Raw genomic sequence first — 19144 nt, forward strand, 5'->3', positions numbered from 1 at the left:
TTATGACTCCACAACCAACTGATAATTATATGGTTACAATAGCAGAACGACTCAAATCCGCCTACGCAAGAATTGCCCTAGCTGCAAAAAATAATCAACGCGATGAACACGCTATTAGCTTGTTAGCAGTTTCAAAGACTAAACCAGTCGAAGATATTGTGGCTGCCTACCAGCACGGCCAACGCCAATTTGGTGAGTCTTACGTGCAAGAAGCCGTGACAAAAGTCACTGAACTTGCCCACTTAACAGACATAGTTTGGCACTTTATTGGCCCCATTCAGTCCAATAAAAGCGCCCAAGTGGCCACACATTTTGACTGGGTACAAAGTGTCGACCGTACAAAAATAGCCAAACGTCTTAGCGAGCAAAGACCAAAAGACAAAACACCACTGAACGTATTAATCCAAGTTAATATCAGTTTAGAAGAGGCTAAGTCAGGCTGCCACCCTGATGAGCTAATGTCACTGGCAGAATTTATTAGTGGCTGCGATAATTTATGTTTGCGTGGCGTGATGGCTATCCCAGCCAAAACCGACGATGCACAGCAACAATTACAATATTTTGAGCAATTAAGCGCTTGCTTTGATAAACTAAAGGCCCAATATCCCCAAGTAGACACCTTGTCGATGGGTATGAGTAACGATGTTGAAGCAGCAATTGCAGCTGGTTCAACCATGGTACGCATTGGCACGGATATATTTGGCCAACGAAATTAAAAGGTGATAACAGACATATGTCAGATAAAAAAATCGCATTTATAGGCACGGGTAACATGAGCTACGCCATTATTGGCGGCATGGTAAAGAACGGTTTTGCAGCAAAAAACATCATTGCAACCAATCGCAACCAAGAGAAATTAGCTAAGGTTGCTGCTGATTTCGGGGTGCAAACCACCGCGGATAACAACGCGGCACTTCGTGATGCAGATGTGATTGTATTGTCTGTTAAACCACAAATGATGGGCGATTTATGCCAATCATTCCAAGATTCAGGCGTTGATTTTAGCGACAAGCTATTTATCTCTGTCGCGGCAGGTTTAACCGTAAATCGTTTACGTGAAATGCTGGGCCAAAAGGTAAAAATGGTTCGTTGTATGCCAAATACACCATCATTACTTGGTCGTGGCGTGTCGGGTCTATTTGGCGCTGACGAAACCGCAGAAGAGCATGAGTTTGTACAGCAAGTATTTGAATGTACAGGTATTGTTGTCTGGGTCGAGCAAGAGTCGCAAATAAACGATATCATCGCCGTTACCGGCTCTTCGCCCGCTTACTTTTTCTTATTTATGGAAGCCATCGAAGAAAAGGCAAAAGCACTTGGCTTTAGTGATGAAGATGCACGCCGCTTAGTACAACAAACGGCGCTAGGTGCAGCTGAAATGGCGCTTTCTCAGCAAGACATTAGTATTTCACAGCTGCGTGCAAACGTCACATCAAAAGGCGGTACAACTCACGCAGCCGTTGAGCACCTGAAAGCACAAGGCCTTGTTGGTACCGTTGCCGATGCAATGGATGCCTGTATTGCCCGCGCAGAAGAAATGGAAAAAGAACTTTAAGCTTACTTTGTTGAAGGTAAAACTATGCAAGCCATGCAATTCCTCGTTGAGATTATTTTTGATCTCTTTTTAATGGTGGTCCTTTTACGCTTTTGGTTACAAGCGGCAAAAGCTGACTTTTATAATCCAATTAGCCAGTTTGTGGTAAAAGCTACATCGTTTGCAGTAAACCCATTACGTAAAATCATTCCAGGGTTGGGTGGCTTTGACATCGCGTCGTTAGTCCTTGCGTATTTAGTCGCAGTGGCAAAGCTTAGTGCCGTCTTTTTACTGTTTTATGGTGGTTGGGCTGCCGCGCCTGTCTTTGTGACTGCGTTAATCACGGTAATAAAAGAAGGGTTAAACTTACTATTTTGGGTGTTAATTATTCGTGCTTTATTAAGCTGGGTAAGCCAAGGCTACAACCCTATTGAAGCGGTTTTCCACCAGCTAACTGAACCTATGTTACGCCCTATTCGTAAAGTTATACCACCACTGGGTGGTTTAGACTTGTCAATTTTAGTACTGATCATTGCCTTGCAGTTCTTACAATTTTTATTAATTGATTTGATTGGCTAAACATTGAGTATCTAATTTAGAGGCCGTAAGGCCTCTTTTATTAAGTGAGAAATACCATGAAACAGATTATTCTTTTTACCTTACTTGCCCTCAGTTTATTCACAACAGCAGCGAAGGCTGAACAACAAGCCGGCGCACAATATAAAATACTTGGTCCATTTGAAGTACATTACATCGCTTTTCCTTCAACCTTTATACAACCCGACATTGCCAAAAACTACGATTTAGTGCGCAGCCCAAGCAAAGGAATTATTAATATTTCGGTGCTAAAAAACAGCGATAAAACGGCGCAAACTGCCACACTAACAGGCACGGCACGTAACCTACTCGGCAATAGTAAACAACTTGAATTTAAAGAAGTTGTTGAAGGCGATGCGATTTATTACCTTGCACAAATCGACTACAGCAATGAAGAAATTTACCGTTTTAATATCGAGATTAATAAAAACGGCAAAGTACAAACACTGACATTTCAGCAAAAATTTTACGTAGATTAATGCCCCTATGAACAACACTTTAGTTTTAGCCACGGGTAACCCTGGCAAAGTAAAAGAGCTGGCGAGCATGCTTAGCCCGCTTAACATTAATGTGGTTCCGCAAAGCGATTTTCAGGTTCCTGACGTGCCAGAAACAGGCACTACATTTGTTGAAAATGCGATAATAAAAGCGCGTCATGCAGCAAAGATTACTGGGCTGCCTGCAATTGCAGATGATTCTGGCCTCGAAGTCGATGGCTTACATGGCGCACCAGGTGTTTATTCTGCACGTTTTGCTGGCGAAAATGCCAGTGACCAAGACAACATTGATAAACTTTTAAGCGAGCTGGCTGATAACCCTGTACGTAGCGCTCGTTTTTGGTGTGTTCTGGTTTTAATGCGCCATGCTGATGACCCGACACCGCTTATTTGCAGTGCGAGCTGGGAAGGTGAAATCACGCACAGCCAAGATGGCCAAGGCGGTTTTGGTTATGACCCCATCTTTTATGTGCCTTCAGAACAATGCACCAGCGCACAGCTGACAAAAGAGCAAAAAAATGCCCTGAGCCACCGCGGCCAAGCACTTAAGCAACTACTTGCGCAATTGCAGCAAAAAGGCGGCCTGTGAGTTTACCCCCGTTAAGTTTATATGTGCACGTACCGTGGTGCGTGCAAAAGTGTCCGTACTGCGACTTTAACAGCCATGGTCAAAAAGGTACGATCCCCGAGAAAGAGTATGTTCAACACCTAATTGATGACTTAAAAGCGGATTTACATTTAGTACAAGGGCGTAAAATCCACAGTATTTTTATAGGTGGCGGCACGCCAAGTTTACTCACAGGTGAGGCATACACCCGCTTACTTGGCGAGGTCGATAGATTAATTGGCCTGAGTGAAAACTGCGAAATCACTTTAGAGGCCAACCCAGGCACTGTAGAAACAGGCCGCTTTAAAGAGTACGTCGCGGCTGGCATAAACCGAATTTCGATTGGTGTGCAAAGCATGCAGAACGACAAGCTGAAAGCCCTCGGTCGTATACATGGCGCGGATGAAGCAAGCTATGCAGCAAAACAAGCACACCAAGCTGGGCTCAACAGTTTTAATTTAGATTTAATGCATGGTTTACCAGGGCAATCTCTTGAAGATGCACTTAGTGACCTTGAAAAAATCATCGCATTAAATCCCCCGCATATTTCGTGGTATCAATTAACAATTGAACCTAATACTCAGTTTGCCTCAAAACCCCCCACGTTACCGCACGACGATATATTGTGGGATATTCAAGAACAGGGACAAGCACTCCTTGCAGATGCAGGTTATCAGCAATACGAGATTTCTGGCTATGCGAAACCCGGCTACCAATGTCAACATAACTTAAATTATTGGCGATTTGGCGATTATCTCGGTATTGGCTGTGGGGCCCATGGTAAGGTGACTGACGCAAATACGAAGATCATCACGCGTACAGTAAAAGTAAAACATCCGCGTGGTTATATGGATCTCGCAAAGCCTTATTTGTACGAACAATGGCAGGTTGCTGACGATGATTTAGCGTTTGAATTTTTTATGAATCGTTTTCGTTTAGTTGAGCCTTGCCCAAAAGGTGATTTATCTTTGCTTACAAATTTGTCACTGCAAAGCCAAGAACAAGCCTTGAACGAAGCAATTAAAAAAGGCTTACTAACAGATAATAAAAACAATTGGCAAGTCAGTGCAAAAGGCCAGCGCTTTTTAAATGACCTGCTAGAATTGTTCGTTTAAGAATTCTATTAATAATTAAATTTCTAACAAGAAAGGAACGATAATGCGTAAACTGACCTTCATCGCTGCAGCGGTAAGTGTTGCATTACTTGGCGGTTGCCAACAAATGCAAGAACAACCAACCCCAGCGCCCACTGTACAAACCCAACCTGTACAAAGTGAAATCGATAAAGCGAATGCGTTTTTTGAAGACACGTTTAACCGTGATGTAATGAAAAGCCCTGTTTATCAAACATACATGGGTATCAAAAAAGATTACGATAAATGGGATGATGGTAGCGAAGAACGCGTTCTTGCAGACTTTGAGCAAACCAAAGCTGATCTTGTCGCTTTAAAAGCAATTAACCGCGAACTATTAGATGACGCGACAAAAGTAAGCTACGACCTAAAAAAACAAGCACTTGAAAATGAAATTGCAGATTTTAAATGGCGTCATTACAACTACCCTGTAAATCAAATGTTTGGTGTTCATTCGATGATCCCTGCATTTTTAATTAACCAACATCAAATTGCTGATGTCTCAGATGCGAAAGCGTATATCTCTCGCTTAAACGGCGTAACGATGGTTATTGATCAGCTAATTAAAGACCTCGACGTGCGTGCTGATAAAGGTATCATCGCACCTAAATTTGTATTCCCACATGTCATTGATTCAAGCAAGAACATTCTACATGGTGCACCATTTGATACAGGTGAAGACTCAACTCTTTTAGCTGACTTTAAACGTAAAGTTGCCGCATTAGAGATTAGTGAAAGCGAAAAATCAGCGCTTATCAACGATGCAGAAAAAGCACTAAAAGCGGCTGTTAAGCCTTCTTACACGAAGCTAATTAACTATTTAGCGCAGTTAGAAAAACGCGCTGACGAGCGTGATGGTGCGTGGAAATTCCCAGATGGTGAAACGTTCTACAACAATGCCCTTGCACGCACAACAACAACCGATTTAACAGCAAAAGAAATCCACTCAATTGGTTTAGCTGAGGTTGCACGTATTCACGACGAAATGCGCGCGATTAAAGAAAAAGTAGGCTTTGACGGTGACTTAAAAGCATTCATGCAATTCATGAAAACTGATAAGCAGTTCTACTACCCAAATACAGCTGAAGGTAAACAGCGCTACCTTGATGAAGCGACAGCCCTCATTGATAACATGAAATCTCGCTTAGATGAGCTTTTCATTGTTAAACCAAAAGCCGATTTAAAAGTAAAAGCTGTTGAAGCATTCCGCGAAAAAGCAGCAGGTAAAGCGTTCTATCAACAACCTGCGCCAGACGGCTCTCGCCCAGGTATTTACTACGCAAACCTTTACGATATGGAAGCAATGCCAACTTACCAAATGGAAGCACTTGCTTATCACGAAGGTATTCCGGGCCACCACATGCAAATCGCCATCGCACAAGAACTTGAAGGCGTGCCTAAGTTCCGTAAGTTTGGTGGTTACACTGCGTATGTTGAAGGCTGGGGCTTATACTCTGAGCTAGTACCAAAAGAAATGGGCTTATATGAAGACCCATATTCAGACTTCGGTCGCCTTGCAATGGAATTATGGCGTGCGTGTCGCTTAGTTGTTGATACCGGTATCCATGCGATGAAATGGACACGCCAACAGGGTATTGACTATTACGTTAATAACACACCAAACGCAACGTCTGATGGCGTTAAAATGGTTGAGCGTCACATTGTAATGCCGTCTCAAGCAACCGCTTACAAAGTGGGTATGTTAAAGATATTAGAGCTGCGTGAAGCTGCAAAAGAACAGCTGGGTGATAAATTCGATATTCGTGAGTTCCACGATGTTGTACTTAAAAATGGTGCAGTACCATTAAATGTACTTGAGAAATTTGTTGACCAGTGGGTTGCAAAAAAACAAGCTGCTTAAACTAAATAGACTTTAAAAAGGCCGCTCAGCGGCCTTTTTTATTTATTTAAACAAGTCGTTGAGCTATAAATGTATAAATAATAAAAAACGAGTATTTTCATGCAAAGCGCTATTGATCAATTGAACAGCCGACTTCAGCATCATCAATTAAAAGAACTGCTTAGCGATTACCAACGTTTATCGGGGGTTTTGCAGGCAGCGCAATTACAACACCTCTATCAACTAGCGTGCAGTAGTGAAGTAAAATACCTGTTTTTACAAAATGTTGCAGCGCACTTACTTGAGGCAAGCCCTTTGCCTCGCGAAGCGGTGAGCTTTATCGATGATATTGATAAGCTTAGCTTTTTCACGCCCGGTCTGAAATTTCAAAACGCGTTTAGTATCACCGATCAGCAAGGCAATACCCTGTTACATCACCTTTTTAGTCAATGTAGAGCAGATGCGCTACCATTTAACTACCTGCGCTCACTCATGCTCTTTGAAAGTAACGAAAGTTTAGCTGATGCTCTAACAACCCTAAACCATGATCAGTTAACGCCAATTGGCTGCTTTATCGCGTGTAATAAAAATACCCAGATGCTGGCAAAGCATGAGTTTTCAGCTCTGCTGGCCATGATGGAAGTTGACCAACGCCACAGTCCTTCCGCCGTAAATGCATTAATCTCTCAACTAAAAGCGTTTTACGCGCCGCATTTGCCAACAAATGCAGACTGTAAAGTTTTGCTGTGTGCAGCCTATTTACAAGTATCAACGAGTCAATTAATCACGGCACTTAAACAGTCGTAATATGAACAAAGATGTCGTCAAAGGCTTTTTGTCTTTAAGTAGTTTTACGGCCCTTAACCATGGCAGCCGTATCATTCTTACCTTGTGCTTGGCACGGTTACTTACCACTGATGAATTTGGTACTTTTGCTGCTTTATTAGCGCTGTGTGAAATTCTTCTACTGCCAGCCAGCATGGGTTTTTCCTCATCATTAATGCGCATTAGCTACCCGCTATACACACACCAACAACATGACTTATTACGTGGTTTAAGGCATGTTTATTTAGCAGCGTCGGCTATTTTTGGGGTGCTTTTTGTGGCCTCTATCGTTATTAGCTTTCAAGCAATTTCACCGCATCAAAGTGCCAAAGAACACGTTATTTATTTACTGCTACTAGTCCCGATTGGTGCCATTATGCAAAGTCAGTCTGCTTTTTTAGTGGCTTTAAATAAACCTAAAATCGGCCTTATCACCCAGCAATGCATTTTTGAACTGCTCAGCGCACTTTTATGTCTTTTGCTTTATTTTAGCTATGGCGAATTATCACTAGTCAGTATTTGTGTGTTGTTGTTTTGCAGTATGCTCTGCGTAGTGTGTTATCAATACTGGCTCATCAAAGGCATAATTGAACCACGTATCGCACGCTATCAAACGAAACAGTGGTGTAAAGATTCCTTAATCATGTTAGCAAGCGGTGCTGGCACAGTGCTGGTTGCCAAGCTCGATGTACTTCTTGTTCATCATTGGTTTGGCGCGCAGGGCGTAAGTGTGTTTTTTCCTGCGGTTGTGATTGCAGGCTTGCTGACTATTTTAGGCAATGCCGCCAACCAGTATTTAAAACCGATATTAATGGCCGAAAACGATAATTCAAAAGCCGTTAGTGAGTTAATGAGTGTACTGTGGCGATTTAATTTTGGCGCAATCATTATCCTAGCACTATTAGCAAAGCCACTGCTGAGCCTGTATGGCGAAACACAATTACAACAAGGTTTTTGGGTGCTTATGCTCATGTTACTCGGGCAACTTTTTCTGCCTGCACGCATACTCGCAAGCAGTCTTATAAAATTAAAAGGCAATCCGCTGATTAATTTATACGTATTATTAGCGGCGACCAGCGTGACAATTTTAATGGCATTCATTTTAAAAGATCAGTGGGGTTTGCTGGGAGTTGCTATCGCATTTAGTGGCGGGTTTATATTAGGTGCTCTGAGTCGCATGGTGATTGTGTGCACTCACATGCGACTGCCTCTTGCTGTTGTATTTGGCTTAGTCAGATAAATAATATTCAATACTGGTCACCACGCGTACTTTTTTAAGTTGTGGTGTGTTTGAATCTCTATCATTAATCGAAAACTGGCCTTGATGCGCCGTTTTTATCTTGCCCAATTTAGACTGTGAGTCTTTGGCAAATTTCATGGCGACTTCACGTGCTTTCTCGGTCGCTTCTTGGACCATTTTTGGTTTAATTTCGTTTAAACCATTAAACAAATATTGAATGCGTGTTTCGTAATTATCTTGTACCACGGCAATGCCCTGCTTGGCTAATTGACTAACTTGGCCCAAAGCATGCTGAACTTTTTCAATATCGCTAGAATATACAATCACATTTGAGCGAGCAATGTAGCGAAATTGCTGATTTTCTCCCCCATACTCTCGGGCTTGTTTATCAATAATTGATTGGCTGCCATTGCTAATTTCTTCGTCATTAAAGCCGTGTAATTTTAAAAATGCCACCACCGCATCATTTTTATTCTCAATGCGTGCAACAAGCTTCTCTAGGTTATTATCGGCATCTGAAAATTGTAATGGCCAAATTACGGTGTCTGCAGCCACTTCCATTTCAGCAAGCCCTTTAACATTGACGGTGCGCTCCATTGCTTTGACATCAAGTGCCGCACTTTTCAATATAAAGCCAAGTCCCAGTAAACCTATTGCCAATGCCACAGCAGCAATAACAATATTAAATGGCTGTGCTTTACTCATGCCTTTCTCCTTGATATAGGTCACTGTTTTCGACTCGAAAAGTCACAGTAAACAGGTTATCTTATATGTATAAAAGGGTTATCTTATGTATATAAACTTAACAGACCCTGAAATGTTTACAACAATGCGCAAGCAAAGGACACAGCATGAGCGTTAAACGCATTAGCCAATTCTTTAATCCAACGTCAGTCGCTGTTATTGGCGCCTCTAATTCCCCTAACCGAGCCGGTTTTGTGGTAATGCGTAACCTTTTGCAAGGGGGCTTTAAAGGTCCAATCATGCCCGTGAGTCTAAATCACACGGCGGTGCATGGTGTACTTGCCTACCCGAGTATTGCCGAGTTACCAAAAATACCAGACCTTGCTGTTATTTGTACTAACAAAAATACCTTAATAAATATTATTAATGAGCTGGGTGAAATAGGCTGTAAACACGCGGTGGTGATTGCTGCGGGGCTTAACCCTGAGCAAAAGCTGGCTCTAAAAGAAGCCGCTTTAACGGCAAATGTATCTTTACTTGGGCCTAATTGCCTTGGCTTATTAATTCCGCATATTGGCTTAAATGCAAGCTTTTCGCACACAATTGCAAGCCCAGGTAAGCTCGCTTTTGTTTCGCAATCAGCCGCGGTGTGTTCAACCATACTTGATTGGGCTAAAAACAAAGAAATTGGCTTTTCGTATTTTGTCTCTGTTGGTGACTGTCTGGATATTGACTTTGATGAGCTCCTCGACTTCTTAGGCCGTGATGCTAAAACCAAAGCCATTCTTTTATATATTGATAACATTGAAGATATTCGCAATTTTATTTCAGCAGCCCGTGCAGCAGCATTCAGCAAACCTGTTATAGCCATAAAAACAGGTAAAACTAGCGCAGGGGCACTGGCCGCCGAAATACACACCGGTGGAACACAAAGTTCAGATGCTGTGTATGATGCACTCTTTCAACGTGCGGGGATGCTTCGCGTTAACGATTTGCGGGAGCTATTTGCAGCCACACAAACGCTGGCAATGCACCCAAAACTTCTAAAAGTTGAGCAACTCACTATTCTCACCAATGGCGGTGGGCCTGGTGTGATGGCCGTTGATACCTTATTACAAAGTTCAGGTAAGTTAGCAGAGCTTAGCGATGAAACACGCGCAGCGCTTAATAAAGTTATTCCACAATCAGAGATGACCTCAAACCCAGTGGATATTTTTGGCGATTCAGCACCAAAACGTTATCAACAAGCTCTAGAGATATTGCTGCAAGCAAAAGAAGTTAAAAATCTTTTGATTATTCATACTCCTTCGGCCCTTGCCCCTAGCGAAGATTACGCTGAAATTATTGTTGAAACACTGCAAAAAATTCCCAAAATGGCACGCCCTTATGTGATGACCAATTTTATGGGAGAAGATGCTGCTTACGCTGCGCGTCGAGTGTGTGCCAATAATGCGATTCCCACGTACCGCACTCCTGAGGGCGCGGTGGGGGCATTTATGCACTTAGTAAGTTATCGTCGAAATCAAAAACATTTAACACAGACACCCGAATCAAATACAGATGATGCGAAAATAAATAAAGAAGCTGCCAAGGCGTTGGTCAATGAGTTTCTGCTCGATGAGCAAAGCTACTTATCAACACATCAGGCAAGCCAAATTTTAACCCACTATGGTATTGACTGTATTCAAACCGAAGTTGCTTACACGCCTACAGAGGCAAAAGAACAAGCCATTGAGCTTGGTTTTCCAGTGGCGTTAAAACTAATTAGCCCCAGTATTCCGTCTAAATCAGAAGTAGGCGGTGTGGTACTTAACTTAAACGATGCACACGAAGTAGAGCAAACCGCCTTTGCGATGCTGCTTAGAATTAAAAACACCTATCCTGATGCGCATATAGAAGGATTTTCACTGCAAAAAATGGCCCCCCGTGCCGGCGCAAATGAACTGCGTATCGCCATTAAAACAGAGCCAAACTTTGGCCCTGTTATTTTACTTGGCGAAGCAGGCACAGGCCTTGAGTTTGGGCAAGCGGCGGTCGCGCTCCCTCCTCTTAATATGAATCTTGCGAAATATTTAATTGCAGCAGCCCACGACAAAGGCGTGTTAAAAGACCGCGTATTACCGGAAAAAGTCGATAAATACCGTTTATGTGCCCTACTCACTCGTATCTCACAATTGGTAATAGACCAGCCTGATATTACCAGCGTAGAGCTCAACCCTATCCTTGCTAGCAACGGGCAATTTTTAGTTCTTGATGCCACAATAAGCTTAAGCCGCTACAAAGCAAAAGCAAACCGCAAGCGCTTGTGTATACGCCCTTATCCCATTGAGTTGGTCAAAGAAGTAACTTTAAAAAACAATACTCAAGCTCAACTTAGACCAATAAAACCCGAAGATGAACAGGCGCACCTTGAGTTTGATCAATCGTTAACAAAAGAAGATCGCTACAAACGCTTTTTTGGCGAACTGCCACAGTTTAATCACGACCAACTGGCAAAAATGACACAAATTGATTACGACCGTGAAATGGCGTTCATTGTTAGCCAAGAGCAAAATGGCTCTGCATGCACGCTAGGCGTGTCTCGCGTATTAATGGATCCTGATAAACAAGAAGCCGAATTTGCAATTGTGGTACGCTCTGACTGTCAAGGTTTAGGGCTTGGCACTATACTCATGAATGCCGCTATTGAACATTGCAAAAGCCAAGGGGTTAAACGCATTGCCGGAATAACATTACCCGAAAACACCGGCATGATCGAACTTGCGCGTAAACTGGGCTTTAAAATTACCCGCGACTTTGAAGAAGGCAGCATCAATATGCTGTTAAATTTAACTTAAAAACGGATTAGAACGTTGCATCGCTTAAGAACTTATACCGCCCGTGTTTTTGAAGGAAACGGCAAGTACCGACGCCTAGGACGAGCACTCGATGTGTTCTTAATGTCACTTATCATGATCAATGTGGTGGCCATTGTTTTAGAGTCTGTAAGTCACCTCGCTAAACAGTATAAGCATGAGTTTTTAATGCTCGAGCTTATTTCTGTCGGTATTTTTACGCTCGAATACATTTTGCGCCTTTGGTCATGTGTCGATAAAAGTGCCCATAAAGAGAGCCCGCTAACCAACTCAAAAATTCGTATTAAATACTTTTTTTCTCCCTTAGCACTCATCGACCTTATTGCCATTTTACCGACCTTGCTAATGGTTTTCGTCAGTGTTGATTTGCGCTTTTTGCGGGTACTACGTTTAATGCGTATCTTTAAACTCACCCGCTATTCTCGAGCTATGCAGCTGTTGTTACAGTCATTTCGCGATGAAAGTAGCTCTTTGCTTGCCGCTTTTTTCATTATGGCGGTTGTGCTGATCATTGCATCATGCGGAATTTATTTAATTGAGCACGATGTGCAACCCGACAAGTTTGGCTCTATTCCATCGGCTATGTGGTGGGCCATGGTCACTCTGACGACTGTAGGTTATGGGGATGTGGTGCCTGTTACTCCGCTTGGACGATTATTTGGGGGTGCCATTACCTTAGTCAGTATGGGAATGGTGGCAATTCCTACCGGTTTATTAGCATCCAGCTTTTCTGAGCAACTTCGTAAGCGCCGTTTGTTGTTTACTGATGCGGTGCATGAAGCAATGGAAGATGGTCATTTATCAGCGATTCAAGAAGAACACCTTGAGAACCTGCGTTACAAGCTCGGTTTAAGTAAGCAAGAAGCAAACAAGGCGATTCATAACGAACTTAAAAATCGTCACAGTAATCTTTATTGCCGTCACTGCGGTAAACGCCAAGATTAACAGTAAAACAGATAAAGCCCGCGGCTTTATCTGTTTTAGTCATCAAATTCTGCATGCCACTGCGCATTTAACAAGGGGCTTACTTCATCCCCCGGAACAGCTTTACTAAACAAATAACCTTGTAAGTATTCACAACCACGAGCGTGTAAGAAGCGAAGCTGGGTGGTATTTTCAACCCCTTCAGCAACACACTCCTTGCCTAGGCTTTTCGCCAATGTGAGTGTTGAATTAATAATAGCTTCGTCATCTTTATCAACCCCGATATCGTGCACAAAGCTTTTATCTATTTTTAAAACATCAACCGGGAACCGTTTTAAATACGTTAGAGAAGCGTAGCCCGTGCCAAAGTCATCCATATAAATTTTACAGCCTAATGCTTTTAATTTATTCATGCTTAATTGGGCTTTCTCTGAATCTCGCATCATCACTGATTCAGTAATTTCGAATACAACAGCACTGGCGGGTACATGGCTGAGTGTTAAAGCTTGATGAATATTTTCGACTAAATGAGTACTTTCAAAATCAAATGCCGATAAGTTAATAGAGATATATAAATCGGGGTGCGACACGCGCCATTGTCGTAACTCGATTAATGCACGCGATAAAGTTTGCAGCATAATTTTGGTGATAAGCCCTGAGCTTTCAGCAGCATTGGCAAAGTCTTCAGGCTGATAATCGTCATTACTAGGCCAGCGTAATAACACCTCTAACCCTACAACTTGACGTGTTTTTGAACTAACAATGGGTTGATAGTAATTACAAAATTCATGCTCTTGATACGCTTTGCTTAATTGTGACTCTAAATGCAGAGTCCGCTGCACTTGTAAATTCATCTCTTGCTTATAGAACTGATAACGTCCCTCCACAGACCGCTTAGCATGGTAGAGGGCAACATTCGCCGCTTTTAACAGCGCTTTTGTATCGAGGGCGTCGTCGGGATACACAGCAACCCCAACACTTAAGTTCACTTTTACCGCTTGTTGATTAAGCTCAATATGGCTTTCAACACAATCCATAACTTTCGCGCATAGCGATAATAGCTCATCGACCTGTTTGAGATCTTCAGCGAGGATCACAAACTCATCACCTTCAAACCTTGCCAAACTATCTTGCGGGCGCAGCACTTGTTTCAATCGCTTTGCAACTCGCTTGATAAGCTCATCAGACTCTTCGTGACCCAATGAATCATTAAAGTATTTAAATCGCTTAATATTTACATTTAACAAGGCTGCTTTCGTTTGATGGTAATCAGCTTGCTCGATAGCATGGCTTACACGGTCACTGAATAATGTTTTGTTCGGCAATCCGGTGAGCGTGTCGTAATTGGCTAATAAGTGCAGTTCATTCTCAGCCAGCTTTTGCGCGCTGATATCAGTGACAATAATCACATAACTGTCGAGTTGACGATTACTCCCCGCAACAGCACTTATTTTAATGAGCACTTGACGCTTTTCGCCGTTGGCAACTTCAACAACATCTTCTGCTGAAAAGTGTTCACCTGATTGCAGTTTTTGCATTACTCGTAAATAGTGAATACGTGCCGGAATAGACAACCCGAGAGTTAAAGAACGACTCGAACGCGGATCAGCAGGAAAGCCAAAGGCACTTTGGAACGACTGATTAGTAGCACGAATACGCAAGTTTTTATCCATAATAAACACCCAGTCTCGGGTTTGTTCAAACGCCGCACCAAATAAACGGGCGTTTTCTTCAAATACCAGTTCTCGGGTCATATTCGTGTAGGTGCCAGCCACTTTCTCAGGCGTGTTGTCTTGCCATTCAACCACCTTGCCGAAATCTTTATACCAACGCCATTGACCATCGGCGTGTCGTAAACGATACGTGCAGTTAAAATAGCCTTTTTGAGTAGATAAAAACTCCAGCCACTCTAAGCGAAAGGTTTGTTTATCATGTGGGTGAATCTTTGCCAAATAGTCATCTAGATTAACACTGTCACTGTCATAGCCCAGTTCATTTTTCAGCCTAGGCTGATAAATAATCGGGCTTTGCGACGACCAATCCCAAACACCAGAATGACTTCCCTCTAATGCAAGTTTTAGTCGCGCCTCACTTTCTTTACTTTCTTTGTGTGCGGCAAGCAAAATTTGCTGCATACGATTACGTCTAAAGAGCCAAGCAGCTACAAGTAGCGCCGCTAATATAAGGTAAAGCAAAATAAAATGTGGCGCACGCCATGGTGGGTATTTTACTTCGATGTTTAATGTTGCCGGCGGGGTTAAATCTCCCGTTAAGGGGTCTTTTGCCCACACTTTAAGGTGGTACTTGCCTGCACTTAATTTTGGAAAAAGAACACGGTTATTATTTCGCGTGTAGGTTTTTTGCCCATCGCCAAGTTGATACTCATAAATAACACGCTCTTGGTAATTGAACGCCATGGCTGAGAAAGCAACCTCGAGACCGATGTCATCATGCTCAAGTACCACACTGTCTATTGGCTGTTTAAGCTCAGCAGGTAAGTCACGAGACATTAAATCCAAGTTGGTGATATTAACGTGATCAATCAAAGCTTGCTGATAGTGGTTATCCATCGGGTAAAAATAGGTAAAGCCTTTAAGGGTGCCATAAACAATTTGCCCAGACTTTAATTTGGTAAATGCGCCACTATTAAACTCGGTAGAAAAAAGCCCCTCTGAACCAGTAAACTGTTGAAAGTGCATATTATCGGGGTTGAGTCGCCACAGCCCTTTATGACTACTCATCCAAATCATTCCGGCTTCATCAAGCACCATATCGTACAATAAAGTGCCTAGCTTATTTTTTTCAAGATCAATGGTGTAGATATGCTCGTACGTTGTGGCATCTAGACCAATCAAGCCAAAATTCGATAACGATAACCACAAGACATTATTGTTATCAATAATGTAAGACATCACATTCACAGCAACATTTTCATGCTGCTCAGGCACCGTATAAATGGTGGTCAGTTCATAACTGTGAGGATCAACCTGATATAAGATCCCCGCATTATAAAATAACGGTGCATCGGGCTTGCTTGATAAGGCCGGCAAGAACCCATAGGCTAAGAAAGGTTCAAATTCATCAAATTTACCGCCTAAACGTGTCACCTCTTGGCTATCAATATTGTAAACAAACATACCGAAATCGGGGTGAACGTAATACAAATCGCCCGACGGCATTAATAGAACCCCATGCACCCAATCGTTAATGAGTTCTTGCTGCTTAGGGTCTGCCGTTTTAACGGGAGTTACTTCACCCGTCTTTGGATTAAAGCTAAAAATTCCCCGATTCGTGTGCAACCAAAGTTGCGCTTTATAAGGCATTATTTGGTAAACAGTGAATTCGGTCGTGATTAAATCTATTTGGTAGTCTTTTAAAAAGACTTCGCTTTCATACGTGTCTAAGTCAACAGCCGTTAGACCATTGTGGGTAGCAAGCCACAGCCTGCCCTGAAACTCTGCAATACCCCAAATTGAATGATGCGATAAGCCGTCACCCTTAATCGAATTGGCCACCACATTTACAAAGTTATAATTATCATACGAGAGATAAAAAGCGCCATCGTTCTTGGTGGCTAACCACATGCCTCCGGAGCGATCTTTTACGATATCAATGATACTTGTATCAGCAAGGGTGTAACCGTTGTCTTTTAAGCGTGTACTTTTAACCAAGTCGCCGGTTGCCCGGGTAAAGTTAAATAAGCCTTTATCGGTTCCCAAGGTAATCGTTGAATTTTGTGGAATAATTTCCCAAATATTTAAGTCGCTAATTAGGGTCTTATTTTTAAACTGAACCTCAGGCGTATTAAACATCTCTGGTAAGTTGCTAATATCGACTTCGTATAAACCCCGAACAGCCCCGACCAACAAAGTATGCTCATCTATTACGGCAAACGACTTCACATAGTTTTGATACATGTGTGTTGGCGCTTGGCTTAGATGCTCAAGCTTTCTTACGTGGCCCGATGCGATTTCATAAACAAACGCCCCATTACTCGTGCCCATAAATATGTAACCTTGATAAGGATACAACTCACGAATAACGCTGCTTTTTACACGATCGGGTATTTCAAAAATAGACGTGACTTGCTTCGTTTCTAAGTCGAGTTTTGCAAAATCCCAGCCTCGGCCTAGCCAGAGCGTTTTGTCATCAACCGCAACCATACTAAACACAGATTCTATAAAAATTTGCTCTTCGGTTGTGGGCTTTGCAATAAATTGTTGGTAGCTGTCGGTACTCGGATCATAACGGAATAGCCCTGCTTGCAAAGATGCTATCCAAATATAACCTTGGGGGTCTTGATAAATGCGGTCAATGATGGCGTCTTCAAGCTCTCCATTAGGGCCTTTGATATGCACAACCTCATAGCCATCATAACGATTTAAACCGCCCTCAGTGGATAACCATAAATAGCCACTGTTATCGATAAGCATCGTATTGACATAACTTTGCGACAACCCTTCGCTGGTTGACAAGCGTTTCACTTGCGCAAAACTGGAATGACTAAACAAACCACAGATCACAATAATGAGCAGAGCTGATAAAGAAAAGAACTTAGTCATTGACGTTCCAAATTACTAACTTGGCGCGGTGTCACACGTAAAGTGCATCGCGACGATATTACGATGCGCATATACCTCAAACAACGATTGCAAAGAATTGGGTAATGTTAATGTATAGTTAAACCCATTTACTAGATAGAAATCAATCAGATTTTCATAGGCAAAGGTAAAAACTGTCCCTTTTTGTTCAGCAATAAGCGTGGTGAGTAACTGTGAGGCTACTTTTTTACCTCGCCATACAGCATCAACATACAGAGTTGATAAAAATAAAAAGCCCGCTTTATTTTGAACCCGACATGCCGCAACGATATCCAAACCATGGTACGCCACCCACACTTGATCAGCTTTAGTGGCACGCCCCCGCGCATTGTGTTTATCGTAAAACTTATTTACCAACGGGGTTTTGATTGCGTCAAGCAAACAAAATTTCAGCTCCGTCATGATTAACTCATTAAGGATAAGTAATGCTCAAACTGTTGTTTTAAAAAGGCTTGCTCTGACATAGGACGATTATTAATTGCTGTATACACCCCTTCGCGGGTATTTTTTCCACGTTTAATCTGGTAGGCCCAAAAAGAGGCTTCGTAGTCTAATTGAATTTGATATTTTTGCTCTCGAGGCAATTTACATAAATTAAAGCTCATACTTTCTCAGCAACAGTGTATTGATTTATGAAGTATAACAAAGTTGCTTCAAATTAATCGCCTATTTTAAACCTTGATTTTGGAAACACATAACAGTAAATTAACGCCGAATACATGCTCGCAAGGAACGCACGTTGCCAAAATTTCTGATACCTAGTTTGACCATTATTCTGCTGTTTTTTTGCTTTCCTAGCAGCGCAAATTCTCATATTTTAATTTTTAATCGCCCAGCCGACACACCGCAAGCACGTTATGTGATTGACTTATTGAGTACCGCTTATAAAGAGATAGGTTATGAGCTTCACGTTATTGATTTTAATCATCAAGGTTCGTTAGCAGCTGCAAACCAAGGTGTGCTTGATGGACAGTTAGGGCGTATTGATTTTGTTACCCGCGATTATCCAAATTTATTAAAGGTCGACTTTCCCCTGTTCGAATTTAACCTTGTGTTATTAAAAAACTGCAAGCAATGCAATTATCGTGATATTAAGTCACTCGCTATTCAGTCAAGTTATCCCGCAGCACAGAGCTACATAGAAGAAAATCCCATTAAAGGTGATGTGATAAAGGTAAGAAACGTCACGGCTCAATTGAATTTATTGACTCAAAAACGCGTTGAAGGCACCATTTTATTAGACTTTTTACTCTCTACAAAACACCCTGACTTTAACCAAGCGGCTTTTAATAAAGAGATTTTAATGTCGATGCAAAGCTTTCACTTTGTGCATAAACGCCACGCAGCACTTATTCCGCAACTGACAAATATTCTTAAAAAGCTTGAAGCCGATGGCACGGTGCGCACACTAAAAACGAAATACAATCTCACCGAGTTTTAAAAATCAAATCCGCCTTGTTCAGGTGTCGGTTGGTTATTTTCTGCCAACTGTTTTTTCTGTAAATAACGCTTATAACGCTGCTGACATAAGCTGATTACTTTGCGTTTTTCAGCATTACTCAGCTGATTCCAGTAAAACCGTTCATCGCGACTGCGATAACAGCCTTTACAATAGCCCCGATTATTAACCTGACAAATCCCTTTGCAAGGGCTTGGGATCTCAAATATTTCAATTTGTTGCATCACAATTGCCAGTTAATTAATCATCTTAGAAGTATAGCCCGAAAATTAATCATAAAAAAAGCCACTTCAAAAAGTGGCTCATTTAACGAATCAAAACATTGCTTAAAAAAGTAATTAGCACATT

General features: G+C 42.1%; 17 protein-coding genes. 12 read left to right on the forward strand and 5 right to left on the reverse strand.

Going from position 1 to position 19144, the window contains the following annotated elements; translation table 11 throughout:
* Window positions 1-2: 2 nt before the first annotated feature.
* The 9 genes from D0907_RS13170 (at window position 3) to D0907_RS13210 (ending at window position 8273) form a co-directional block, all read left to right on the forward strand.
* The gene (locus tag D0907_RS13170) at window positions 3-716 is read left to right on the forward strand and encodes a YggS family pyridoxal phosphate-dependent enzyme (RefSeq protein ID WP_065979691.1); all 714 of its coding nucleotides are present in this window, start codon (window positions 3-5) and stop codon (window positions 714-716) included.
* Between the two features lie 17 nt (window positions 717-733).
* Window positions 734-1555, forward strand: coding sequence for a pyrroline-5-carboxylate reductase (gene proC / locus D0907_RS13175; protein ID WP_036966075.1), 822 nt, complete (start codon window positions 734-736; stop codon window positions 1553-1555).
* 24 nt (window positions 1556-1579) lie between these two features.
* Window positions 1580-2113, forward strand: coding sequence for a YggT family protein (locus D0907_RS13180; protein WP_036966072.1), 534 nt, complete (start codon window positions 1580-1582; stop codon window positions 2111-2113).
* A 56-nt stretch (window positions 2114-2169) separates the two neighbouring features.
* Entirely contained in the window at window positions 2170-2610 is a 441-nt protein-coding gene (locus tag D0907_RS13185) for a DUF4426 domain-containing protein (protein WP_065979690.1), read from the forward strand.
* Between the two features lie 7 nt (window positions 2611-2617).
* Window positions 2618-3217 (forward strand): XTP/dITP diphosphatase, encoded by a 600-nt coding sequence (locus tag D0907_RS13190; RefSeq protein ID WP_065979689.1) that lies wholly within the window; start codon window positions 2618-2620, stop codon window positions 3215-3217.
* Window positions 3214-4350, forward strand: a complete 1137-nt coding sequence (gene hemW / locus D0907_RS13195; protein WP_036966064.1) for a radical SAM family heme chaperone HemW — start codon at window positions 3214-3216, stop codon at window positions 4348-4350. The genes D0907_RS13190 and hemW overlap by 4 nt, the downstream gene beginning before the upstream one ends.
* A 43-nt stretch (window positions 4351-4393) precedes the next feature.
* The gene (locus D0907_RS13200; RefSeq protein WP_036966060.1) at window positions 4394-6229 is read left to right on the forward strand and encodes a DUF885 domain-containing protein; all 1836 of its coding nucleotides are present in this window, start codon (window positions 4394-4396) and stop codon (window positions 6227-6229) included.
* A gap of 99 nt (window positions 6230-6328) precedes the next feature.
* Window positions 6329-7015: a hypothetical protein gene (locus D0907_RS13205; protein WP_036966057.1), complete on the forward strand. Its 687-nt coding sequence runs from the start codon at window positions 6329-6331 to the stop codon at window positions 7013-7015.
* Window position 7016: 1 nt separating this feature from the next.
* A complete protein-coding gene (locus tag D0907_RS13210) occupies window positions 7017-8273 on the forward strand; it encodes a lipopolysaccharide biosynthesis protein (protein ID WP_036966054.1) in 1257 nt (418 codons plus the stop codon).
* Here D0907_RS13210 and D0907_RS13215 read toward each other — a convergent pair.
* Window positions 8262-8978, reverse strand: coding sequence for an SIMPL domain-containing protein (locus D0907_RS13215; RefSeq protein ID WP_036966051.1), 717 nt, complete (start codon window positions 8976-8978; stop codon window positions 8262-8264). The genes D0907_RS13210 and D0907_RS13215 overlap by 12 nt on opposite strands.
* 146 nt (window positions 8979-9124) lie before the next feature.
* Here D0907_RS13215 and D0907_RS13220 point away from each other — a divergent pair, with 146 nt between their 5' ends.
* Both D0907_RS13220 and D0907_RS13225 read left to right on the forward strand, forming a co-directional pair.
* Entirely contained in the window at window positions 9125-11794 is a 2670-nt protein-coding gene (locus tag D0907_RS13220; RefSeq protein WP_036966048.1) for a bifunctional acetate--CoA ligase family protein/GNAT family N-acetyltransferase, read from the forward strand.
* 15 nt (window positions 11795-11809) lie between these two features.
* Complete coding sequence (locus D0907_RS13225; protein WP_036966045.1) at window positions 11810-12757, forward strand: ion transporter; 948 nt, start codon at window positions 11810-11812, stop codon at window positions 12755-12757.
* Between the two features lie 35 nt (window positions 12758-12792).
* Here the strand turns inward: D0907_RS13225 and D0907_RS13230 are convergent, their stop codons facing one another.
* The 3 genes from D0907_RS13230 to D0907_RS13240 are packed head-to-tail and all read right to left on the reverse strand — an operon-like array spanning window position 12793 to window position 17942.
* Window positions 12793-17298 (reverse strand): EAL domain-containing protein, encoded by a 4506-nt coding sequence (locus D0907_RS13230; RefSeq protein WP_118844607.1) that lies wholly within the window; start codon window positions 17296-17298, stop codon window positions 12793-12795.
* 15 nt (window positions 17299-17313) lie between these two features.
* Complete coding sequence (locus tag D0907_RS13235; RefSeq protein WP_118844608.1) at window positions 17314-17739, reverse strand: GNAT family N-acetyltransferase; 426 nt, start codon at window positions 17737-17739, stop codon at window positions 17314-17316.
* A gap of 2 nt (window positions 17740-17741) precedes the next feature.
* A complete protein-coding gene (locus D0907_RS13240) occupies window positions 17742-17942 on the reverse strand; it encodes a DUF3283 family protein (RefSeq protein ID WP_036966037.1) in 201 nt (66 codons plus the stop codon).
* Between the two features lie 134 nt (window positions 17943-18076).
* Here D0907_RS13240 and D0907_RS13245 point away from each other — a divergent pair, with 134 nt between their 5' ends.
* A complete protein-coding gene (locus D0907_RS13245; protein WP_231387282.1) occupies window positions 18077-18778 on the forward strand; it encodes a type 2 periplasmic-binding domain-containing protein in 702 nt (233 codons plus the stop codon).
* Here D0907_RS13245 and D0907_RS13250 read toward each other — a convergent pair.
* Window positions 18775-19020, reverse strand: a complete 246-nt coding sequence (locus D0907_RS13250; RefSeq protein WP_036966031.1) for a DUF1289 domain-containing protein — start codon at window positions 19018-19020, stop codon at window positions 18775-18777. The genes D0907_RS13245 and D0907_RS13250 overlap by 4 nt on opposite strands.
* Window positions 19021-19144 lie beyond the last annotated feature (124 nt).

The organism is Pseudoalteromonas lipolytica (assembly GCF_003515105.1).
Taxonomy (GTDB): Bacteria; Pseudomonadota; Gammaproteobacteria; order Enterobacterales; family Alteromonadaceae; genus Pseudoalteromonas; species Pseudoalteromonas lipolytica.